Source organism: Thermoactinomyces sp. CICC 10521, from assembly GCF_016055135.1.
Lineage (GTDB): Bacteria > Bacillota > Bacilli > Thermoactinomycetales > Thermoactinomycetaceae > Thermoactinomyces_A > Thermoactinomyces_A daqus.
In genome coordinates this window covers 1-8,679 of record NZ_JAECVZ010000047.1, presented here as the reverse complement: position 1 = coordinate 8,679, position 8,679 = coordinate 1, and the positions used below count along the sequence as shown (strand labels likewise).

Genomic DNA, 8,679 nt, shown 5'->3' with positions numbered 1-8,679 from the left:
GGCAGATGATTGGGGTGAAGTCGTAACAAGGTATCCCTACCGGAAGGTGGGGATGGATCACCTCCTTTCTAAGGAGCTCTTCACAGAGCAAATGAACCGGTTACTTCTCGGGTCATGCCTTACTCACTCTTTAGTTTTCAGGGAATACGGCTAAATGGAAAACACCTGTTTATTCGTTTAATACGATTAAACAGGTGTTTTTTTGTTTCCGCCCGAAAGTGCCGTCAAAGGGCAACACCAGCAAAGTTGCATATCTTTTCACAGGGAAATACATAAGGTTTTGACATGATTGCAATTCTAAAAAGGAGGGAGGAAATGAGATGAAAGAAGGAAAACAGCCGTTATCAGTGCAAAAACCGCAGGTATTTCACCAAAAAAAGATTGCGGAACAAAAGCAGAAAAAAGGAATGTCCGAAGGGCAACTGGTCTTTATCGGGGTTGCTTCCATCTTGGGAGCGGGATTTTTTTTGACGACAGCCACGACGATCCGTGAAACAGGGATCTCCATTTTATTGTCTTATTTGGTTGGAGTTTTTGCTGTTTGGGCCATTTTTGACTCTTTGGGTGCCATGATTGTGACGGAATCCGGCTCTCAGGGCTCATTTATTTATTACGTTGAAAAGTATCTTGGAACTTTATTTGGTTTTACTGGCGGTTGGATTTATTGGGCGGCAGGAGTTTTGGCAATGTCCAGCGAGATTACGGGGATCAGTATCTTTACACAAAAATGGCTGCCTTCTGTTCCGATCTGGATGCTCTCAACGATATACACTCTGTTGGCGCTGGGGATTAATTTGATTGGCATGAATAATTACGGGCGGATCGAATCGTTTTTTGCTGTGGTAAAAACGGCAGCTTTGGTCATCTTTATCGGTGTTGTCTTTTATTTCATCCTTGGTGGACGGGTTGCCGCGCATGCGCATTTTACCCGGACGGATCAATGGTTTGCCCATGGCCTGCCCGGATTTTTAACAAGCTTGAGCATGATGTTTTTTACCTTTGGAGGGATTGTGGCCACGGGAATGGCTTCGGCCGAGGTTGAAAATCCGAGGGTGATTCCGTCAGCTTTTCGTAAAATTGTCCTTCTTCTGGCTGTTTTATATCTGTTGTCTCTTTTTGCCATCCTCTATGCCATCCCGCTGACCAAAATCGTGGAAAACCAAAGTCCGATGATAACGATTTTAACCTTGTTACGCATCCCGTATGCTGATGCTGTCCTGAATCTCATCATGATCTTGGCAGCCTTTTCAACGGCTATTGCCGCCATGTTTGGCGTCTCTCATATTTTGGTCAGCCTCAGCAAACGGGAAGAAGCTCCTTCCTTATTGGCTAAAATAAATAAGCGAGGCGTTCCTTTTCCCTCGCTGATCGTGACGACGATCTTTGTATTTCTGTTCATTGTCGCTTCTTACTTTTTGCCTGGTTCCATTTATGAAATTCTGACGACCTCTGCAGGTGTGGTCTATTTGTTTTTGTGGGGCATGATTCTGTACACATACCTGCGTTTTCGCCGTTTTCAACAAGAGTCAGCCAATGAACAGGGCAAAGTCTGGGGAATTCCCTGGCGTTTTTGGCTTGCCATCCTGATTTTGACAATTGCGCTGGTCGGGAGTGTTTTTGATTACAAGCATTTGATGAGTATGCTGATCAGTGTCGGATTTGTGCTTATCGCCGGCTTTTCTTACTTCATCCTCATCAGGCGCAAAGGGACGAGGGCAGCCGAAAAACTGCGGTAAATGGATGCGGTGCGCCTCGGCATTTTATCCAGGGATTGTTTTGGTTTGGTTTCCGGATTTCCATCCTCAATGAATTTTGAACAGCTCCCGTTCCACCTCCTGAACATCCCGGGCACGTGTTGATTCAATCCGGCAAAATCAATGCGCACCCGGTTTTGTTTCGGTTGCAGCAGTTTTGATGCCCTCAGAGCCGGATCAGCGGGCATTTTATGAAGCTGACTGGGCAAGCTCCCCTTTTTCTTCTTTGAGCATTCTTTTTTCGAATACCTTAAAAAAGGGATAGTAGATGAGAACGGAAAGGCAGATATTAACCAGGCACAAAACGATCGCCCGCCAATCTCCGCCGGTTGCCAGATACGCTCCGATTGGGGCAGGTAATGTCCAGGGTGGAATGGTGGCCACGCGGTTAATCAGATCGAGAGAAAAAGCGATATATGTGGTTGTCGTGCAAAAGATGGGAACCAAGACAAAAGGGATGAACATCAGCGGGTTCATCACCATCGGCACACCGAAAACGATCGGTTCATTAATATTGAAAATGCCGGGTACAATCGAAAAACGGCCGACTTTCTTTAAGTATGAAGATTTGGAAAAACACATGAGGATTGCAAGGCCGATGCTCGTTCCCGATCCTCCGATCCAGACGAACCATTGAAAAAACGGTTCGACAATCAGATTGGGCAGCGCTTTGCCGGCAGCGGCAGCAGCGGCATTTTGATCCAGCAGGGCAAACCAGATCGGTTGAAAAACGGTTCCGACCACCGCATCGCCGTGAATACCGGCCGACCAGAGCAGCATGATGAAAATGACCGGAACCAAGGCGCCGAGATAGCTGTTTCCGGCAAAGGCGGCCAGCGGTTTGAAGATTGCGTGCAATACCTCATTTAAATCAATTCCAAGCCAGACGCGGATCACCCACATGACAACGATAATAAATGCAGCGGGAATCAGTGCCTCAAACGAGCGTGAAACCGAACTGGGCACGGAATCGGGCATTTTGAGCGTGATGCGATGTTTCTTGAAAAATCGCAGGCTTTCAACTGCGATCAGCATTGCCAAGATTGACATAAACAGTCCCGAACCGCCTAGGTTTTCCATGGGCAACAGCCAACCGAGCGGCTGGTCTTTCGGCAATTTGTCATCCAGATTGACCGGAATTGTTGCCATGATAAAGGTCGCCATCGTCAGCATGCCGCCGGAAATGCCGTCCAGTTTGTAGGAGCGGGCCAAGCTGTATCCCATGCCGAAGGAAGCATAGAGGGCCATTAATCCGAGTGTAAGACGGAACGGGATTAAAATGTCATTGGTGTACGGCTCCACCATCTTCGCCAGACCGGGAATGGGAGGATTGGCGATAATCAAGAAAAAAGCACCGACGAGAATAAGGGGAAGAGCAGAGATGATTCCGTCCCGAATGGCCCGCAAATGCCGCACTTCCGAAAGGCGTGCAAGAGGAGGCATCAACTTAGAATCAATCCATTGCAAAAATGTTTCCATAAAAAACCTCCTGGTGTTATAAATGTGACACTAGTCTGAAATATAACCGTTTACAATTTGAATATAACTTATCGGGCAGTAGTTGTCTATACCAATTTTTTTGTTATAATAAAAATTGTTCAGATATTTTTTGCAAGGAAAAAAATGCCCCTTAAATGACGTCAGATGGGAGAGAAAACAGGCGATGTCGGAATTGGACAGACTGGAGACGGAAAAACGAAATCCACGTACAATGGATATTGATGAGTTGGACAGTTTTGAAGTTGTCAAACGGATCAACGAAGAAGATGCGCTGGTCCCCGGGGCGGTTGCCGCTGCGTTGCCGCAGATTGCACGGGCGGTGGATCAGATTGTGGAGGCGATTAAAAAAGGGGGGCGTCTGATCTATATCGGTGCCGGAACGAGCGGGAGAATCGGGATTCTCGATGCTTTGGAATGTCCGCCCACGTTTGGTACGCCGCCGCAATTGGTTCAGGGGATTATCGCCGGGGGAGCGGGTGCCGTTGATACATCCTGGGAAACTGCAGAAGACCAGTATGATCTTGGAAAAAACGATCTGCAGGAAATACGTCTGACGGACAGGGATATCGTGGTCGGAATCGCTGCAAGCGGGCGCACACCGTATGTGATCGGTGCCCTTCAATATGCAAATGAGGTGGGAGCAACCAGTGTCGCCCTTGTTTGCAACCCCGGCACAAAAATGGAACAGGTGGCTAAGCATACGATTTGCGTTGTGACCGGCCCGGAGGTGGTGACCGGTTCTACACGCATGAAAGCGGGTACTGCGCAAAAAATGGTCCTTAATATGCTGAGCACGGCAACCATGATTCGCCTGGGTAAAGTTTATCAGAATTTGATGGTGGATGTGGAACCGCTCAACCATAAGCTGATTGAGCGATCGAAAAACATTGTGATTGAGGCGACCGGTTGTACCAGAGCGGAAGCGGAGAAAGCGCTATCAGAGCAGAACGGGAATACCAAAGCGGCCATTTTGCAACTTTTAACGGATCTCTCCCCCGATGAGGCGGTCCGGCTTTTGGAATTACATGACGGAGTCTTAAAAAAAGCACTGGCAGCGGTGAATAAAAACTGAAAATAAAGATCAGCAATCCATACGGCGGACAGCCGATTTCTTTTATCATGATGGAGGGATGCTTGTGCGAGTGCTGATGGTTTGTGCAGGCGGAATGTCGAGCGCCATCGTGGTCAAAGCCATTAAACAGGAGGCGGATAAACAAGGATTTGCTCTGGAGATCAAAGCGGTCGGCACCCACGAATTTGAAAATGAATTGCCCGGGTATGATCTGGGGCTGGTGGCTCCGCAAGTAAAGCATCGTTTTTCCACTTTTGCCGAGATCGGCAAGCAGTTGAATGTACCGGTTGTTTTGATTCCACCTACAGGTTATACGCCGATCGGCGCCCCGAAAGTACTTGAACTGATCAAGAGTTATGCCGAAAGTAAATAAATGTCCTGATCTCTTAGTTGAAGGAGAAAGATGATGAATCTGGAACAAGAAATCTTCAATATTATTCTGCATGCCGGAAATGCGCGCGGGCTTGCTTATGAAGCGCTGGAGGCAACAGAAACGTTTGATTTTGACAGAGCTGATCAGTTGCTGAAACAGGCCGAAGAAGAATTGGAGAAAGCCCATGAGACGCAGACGAAATTGATTCAGGCGGAGATGAACGGGACCACGTTTGAAAAATCATTGCTGTTGATACACGCACAAGACCATTTGATGACGGCGGTAAGCGAGCAAAAGCTGATTGAGCGGATGATCCGGGTAATCAAAAAATTGAAGGAGAGCCGGTAACTTGGCAACCATTCAAAGCGGTTTTGCAGAAAGAGGGGAAAAACAATGAAACGGTTGGGTGTGTCGATTTATCCGGAACATTCCACCCCTGACCGGGATCAGGCGTATTTGAAGCTGGCGCAAGAGTACGGATTCAGCAGGGTGTTTTCCTGCCTGCTGTCCGTTCAGGGAAGCCGGGAAAAAATTCTCGCCGATTTTAAAGAAACCGTTGCGTATGCGAATCGGTTGGGAATGCAAGTGGTTGTCGATATTGCTCCCCGCGTGTTTCAGGCCTTGAAAATCTCTTACGAAGATCTGTCATTTTTTAACGAGCTCGGCGCGAGCGGAATCCGGTTGGATCTCGGCTTCACCGGCCGGGAAGAGGCGGCTATGACGTACAATCCCTACGGTTTAAAAATTGAACTCAATATGAGCAACGGCACCCGTTATCTTGAGCAGATTCTCAGTTATCAGCCGAAACGGGAAAATTTGCTCGGCTGTCATAATTTTTATCCTCACCGTTATACCGGCCTGGCGTATGATCACTTTCTCCATTGCAGCTGGCAGTTTAAAGAGAAGGGGATTCGCACCGCTGCCTTTGTGTCCTCGCAAGCGGCTTCGTTCGGTCCCTGGCCGGTAACCGAGGGCCTGTGCACGCTGGAAATGCATCGAACCCTGCCGGTCGACGTGCAGGCCAAACATCTTTTTGCCACCGGAGTCATTGACGATGTCATCGTCGGAAATGCTTATGCGTCTGAGGAAGAACTGCGAGCGCTCAGTCAAATTGATCCGGACCGGCTGACGTTTACTGTTCAGCTGAACGAAGGGATCACGGAGTTGGAGCGGAAAATCGTCCTGGAAGAGCCTCATTTTTATCGCGGGGATGTTTCCGACTACCTCATCCGCTCAACCCAAAGCCGGGTAAAATACAAAGATGTCCCCATTCCCCCGCATCTCACTGTCGAAATCAAGCGCGGCGATGTGCTGATTGACAACGATCTGTACGGACAGTATAAAGGCGAATTGCAGATTGCCCTGAAGCCGATGAAAAATGAAGGAAAAACCAACGTTGTCGGGCGAATAGCCGAGGAAGAGCTGATTTTGCTGGATATGTTGAAACCGTGGAGTCCCTTTCGGTTTGAACATAAAAAGTAGGTGATCCGGATGCCGTTTGTGATTGGGGTCGACGGAGGCGGAACGAAAACCGAAGCGGTGGCTTTTGATTTGAGCGGGAGGGAACTGGCACGGTCACGCAGCGGATTTGCCAATGTTCTGGTTGATCCGGAACGGGCGATCAAGCATATACGCGAGGCGATTGAGGGGTGCATCCATCAAGTAAAGGATCGGTGCCTTTATCTTTATCTCGGGCTGGCGGGAATTGAGAGCGGCACTTGCCGTGCGGAACTGGAAAAGATGCTTCGCGAGCGTTTTGCCATCCCTTTTTCCATCGTCAATGATGCGCAGATCGCCCATGCAGGAGCCTTGAGGGGAGGGGACGGCATTTTAACCGTTGCCGGCACGGGTTCCATCTGCTTTGGGGTGAAGGAAGGCGTTCAGGCGGTGACAGGAGGATGGGGAAATTTGCTGGGAGATGAGGGAAGCGGTTACTGGATTGCGATTCAGGCGTTGCGCCGCATTATCGCTGAAGCGGAACGGAACCTGCCGCACAGCCCGCTCAGCCGATGTTTGTTGGATGAAATCGGGGTGAAAGAGGCGGAGGGGTTAAAATCATTTGTTTATGGAGTGACGAAGGCGGAGATTGCCGGTCTGGCACCAATCGTCGCGAGACAGGCCGATTCGGGTGATGAGGCTTCTGCCGCGATTTTGCGCCGCGCCGGGAGGGAGTTGGTGCAGATGACGCTGCGCTTGCGGGAAAAGCTGGGGTTTGGTGACGATGTTTCCATTGCCGTCGCCGGCAGCATTCTTTGCCGGATTTCCCATGTCAGGGAAACGTTTCTGCGCGAAATCAGGCAATCCATTGTGAATGCCCGCGTCGCAATCGCAGGGGAATCAGCTGCCAAAGGGGGATATTATCTGGCCATGAGAAGACTTGGGGAGAGAGGATGATCAGGTGGCGCTGGCAGTTGGTTTGATGTCGGGAACCTCACTGGACGGGGTCGATGTCGCATTGGTGGAAATTGAGGGAAGCGGACTTGCAACGAAAGTAAAACTGATCCATTTTCTCACCCTGCCCATTCCCGATGGGCTGAAACGGGAAATTCGCGCCTGCTGTGAAGTGGACCGCTCTTCTGTTAAGCTGGTTTGTAGTTTGAATTTTAAGTTGGGGGCTCTGTTTGCGGAGGCAGTGAAACAGGTTTGCCGTGAAGCCGGGGTGGACTTGGAGGAACTTGCATTTATTGGTTCGCATGGACAGACTGTTTATCACATCCCCAAATCCGATGGTTCTTTTGTCCGCTCCACCTTGCAAATCGGGGAACCCGCTGTGATCGCCTATGAGACAAAAAACAAGGTTGTAGCCAATTTCCGGGTAATGGATATGGCGGCAGGCGGGGAAGGGGCGCCGCTTGTACCCTATACCGAATTTCTGTTGTACCGGTCCGGGCGTGACCGAATTTTGCAGAATATCGGCGGGATCGGAAATGCCACCGTCATTCCCAAAGAGGCCACGCTGGATGAGGTGTTTGCTTTTGACACCGGGCCGGGCAACATGATCATTGATGAGATTTGCCAACGGTTGACCGGTTTGCCCTGTGACCGTAACGGAGAGTGGGCGGCCAGGGGAAAGATCCACAAGCCTTTGCTGGAAAGGCTCATGAATCATCCCTTCATCTCTGCTCCCCCGCCCAAATTGACAGGGAGGGAGGTGTTTGGCGCCCCTTATGCAGAGGAGCTGCTCAAAGAGTGGAAAGGGTTGCAGGCAGAAGATTGGCTGGCGACGGTTACCCTGTTTACCGCCCGCTCCATCGCAGAAAATTATAAGCGATTTATTTTTCCGATGTATCCGGAAGCTGAAATCATTATCAGCGGCGGGGGAAGTTATAATCCTACCCTTTTGCGAATGTTGAAGGAATGCCTGCCCCATCATCGCGTGTTAACCCAGGAAGATTTGGGGTTTTCCTCCGCGGCCAAGGAAGCGGTTGCTTTCACCGTTTTGGCCAATGAAATGCTGCACGGTTTGCCGGGAAATGTGACCGGCGCAACCGGGGCGGAAAGAAGGGTCGTGCTCGGATCCGTCACTCCGGTTCCATATTGAACCGGGAGAAAAAATAAGAATGAAACGGGCGGAGCGAAAAGAGGAAAACAGCTGACAAAACGTTTGCGCGCCTGTATTTTATTTCGCTGAGTTTGAATTTCGGCTGAGCTTGACTCAACAAGGAGGCGGTTAGAGCCGGCCTGGACATTACTTTCCTGAAAGCCGAAGGGATTTGGGCCTGTTGGTTCCATCAAGAAGCCTTGTCCAGGCCGCTCGCTTATTTGCAGAAAAAAAGCGTATTCTGTTCTTGATGGTTTTACTTATAAATTTTATTAAAACCATTGACATCTAAAATTAAATTTGATAAAATGATTTTCGTCGCTGCGAAACGCGGTTGAGAAAAAAGAATTTCGATGTGTTCCTTGAAAACTAAAGAGTGAAGCATGACCTGTTGATTCTTTTTGAGCTAGATCTTTATCGGAGAGTTTGATCCTGGCTC

Annotated in this window: 8 protein-coding genes and 1 rRNA gene; 8 read left to right on the top strand and 1 reads right to left on the bottom strand. The window is 49.3% G+C overall.

Annotated elements, in window-relative coordinates:
• Both I8U17_RS17215 and I8U17_RS17210 read left to right on the top strand, forming a co-directional pair.
• Nucleotides 1–68, top strand: a 16S ribosomal RNA gene (locus I8U17_RS17215); the annotation flags it as partial.
• 252 nt (nucleotides 69–320) lie between these two features.
• The gene (locus I8U17_RS17210; protein ID WP_198059900.1) at nucleotides 321–1,736 is read left to right on the top strand and encodes an amino acid permease; all 1,416 of its coding nucleotides are present in this window, start codon (nucleotides 321–323) and stop codon (nucleotides 1,734–1,736) included.
• A gap of 207 nt (nucleotides 1,737–1,943) precedes the next feature.
• Here the strand turns inward: I8U17_RS17210 and I8U17_RS17205 are convergent, their stop codons facing one another.
• Nucleotides 1,944–3,233 (bottom strand): PTS sugar transporter subunit IIC, encoded by a 1,290-nt coding sequence (locus I8U17_RS17205; RefSeq protein ID WP_198059899.1) that lies wholly within the window; start codon nucleotides 3,231–3,233, stop codon nucleotides 1,944–1,946.
• A gap of 184 nt (nucleotides 3,234–3,417) precedes the next feature.
• On the opposite strand from I8U17_RS17205, the gene murQ reads away from it, so the two are divergent.
• From murQ to anmK, 6 genes are all read left to right on the top strand, one after another.
• Nucleotides 3,418–4,326: an N-acetylmuramic acid 6-phosphate etherase gene (murQ, locus tag I8U17_RS17200; RefSeq protein WP_033101966.1), complete on the top strand. Its 909-nt coding sequence runs from the start codon at nucleotides 3,418–3,420 to the stop codon at nucleotides 4,324–4,326.
• Nucleotides 4,327–4,390: 64 nt separating this feature from the next.
• The gene (locus tag I8U17_RS17195) at nucleotides 4,391–4,699 is read left to right on the top strand and encodes a PTS sugar transporter subunit IIB (RefSeq protein ID WP_033101965.1); all 309 of its coding nucleotides are present in this window, start codon (nucleotides 4,391–4,393) and stop codon (nucleotides 4,697–4,699) included.
• Nucleotides 4,700–4,732: 33 nt separating this feature from the next.
• The gene (locus I8U17_RS17190) at nucleotides 4,733–5,047 is read left to right on the top strand and encodes a PTS lactose/cellobiose transporter subunit IIA (RefSeq protein ID WP_198056597.1); all 315 of its coding nucleotides are present in this window, start codon (nucleotides 4,733–4,735) and stop codon (nucleotides 5,045–5,047) included.
• Between the two features lie 45 nt (nucleotides 5,048–5,092).
• Nucleotides 5,093–6,181: a DUF871 domain-containing protein gene (locus I8U17_RS17185; protein ID WP_198059898.1), complete on the top strand. Its 1,089-nt coding sequence runs from the start codon at nucleotides 5,093–5,095 to the stop codon at nucleotides 6,179–6,181.
• A gap of 9 nt (nucleotides 6,182–6,190) precedes the next feature.
• Complete coding sequence (locus tag I8U17_RS17180) at nucleotides 6,191–7,093, top strand: N-acetylglucosamine kinase (protein WP_033101962.1); 903 nt, start codon at nucleotides 6,191–6,193, stop codon at nucleotides 7,091–7,093.
• A gap of 4 nt (nucleotides 7,094–7,097) precedes the next feature.
• On the top strand, nucleotides 7,098–8,240 hold the full coding sequence (gene anmK, locus I8U17_RS17175; RefSeq protein ID WP_370589284.1) for an anhydro-N-acetylmuramic acid kinase AnmK: 1,143 nt from the start codon (nucleotides 7,098–7,100) through the stop codon (nucleotides 8,238–8,240).
• Nucleotides 8,241–8,679 lie beyond the last annotated feature (439 nt).

Coding starts and splice junctions, on each gene's coding strand:
- I8U17_RS17205 (WP_198059899.1), bottom strand. CDS start 3,233: ATGGAAACATTTTTGCAATGGATTGATTCTAAGTTGATGCCTCCTCTT.
- murQ (WP_033101966.1), top strand. CDS start 3,418: ATGTCGGAATTGGACAGACTGGAGACGGAAAAACGAAATCCACGTACA.
- I8U17_RS17190 (WP_198056597.1), top strand. CDS start 4,733: ATGAATCTGGAACAAGAAATCTTCAATATTATTCTGCATGCCGGAAAT.
- I8U17_RS17180 (WP_033101962.1), top strand. CDS start 6,191: ATGCCGTTTGTGATTGGGGTCGACGGAGGCGGAACGAAAACCGAAGCG.
- I8U17_RS17210 (WP_198059900.1), top strand. CDS start 321: ATGAAAGAAGGAAAACAGCCGTTATCAGTGCAAAAACCGCAGGTATTT.
- I8U17_RS17185 (WP_198059898.1), top strand. CDS start 5,093: ATGAAACGGTTGGGTGTGTCGATTTATCCGGAACATTCCACCCCTGAC.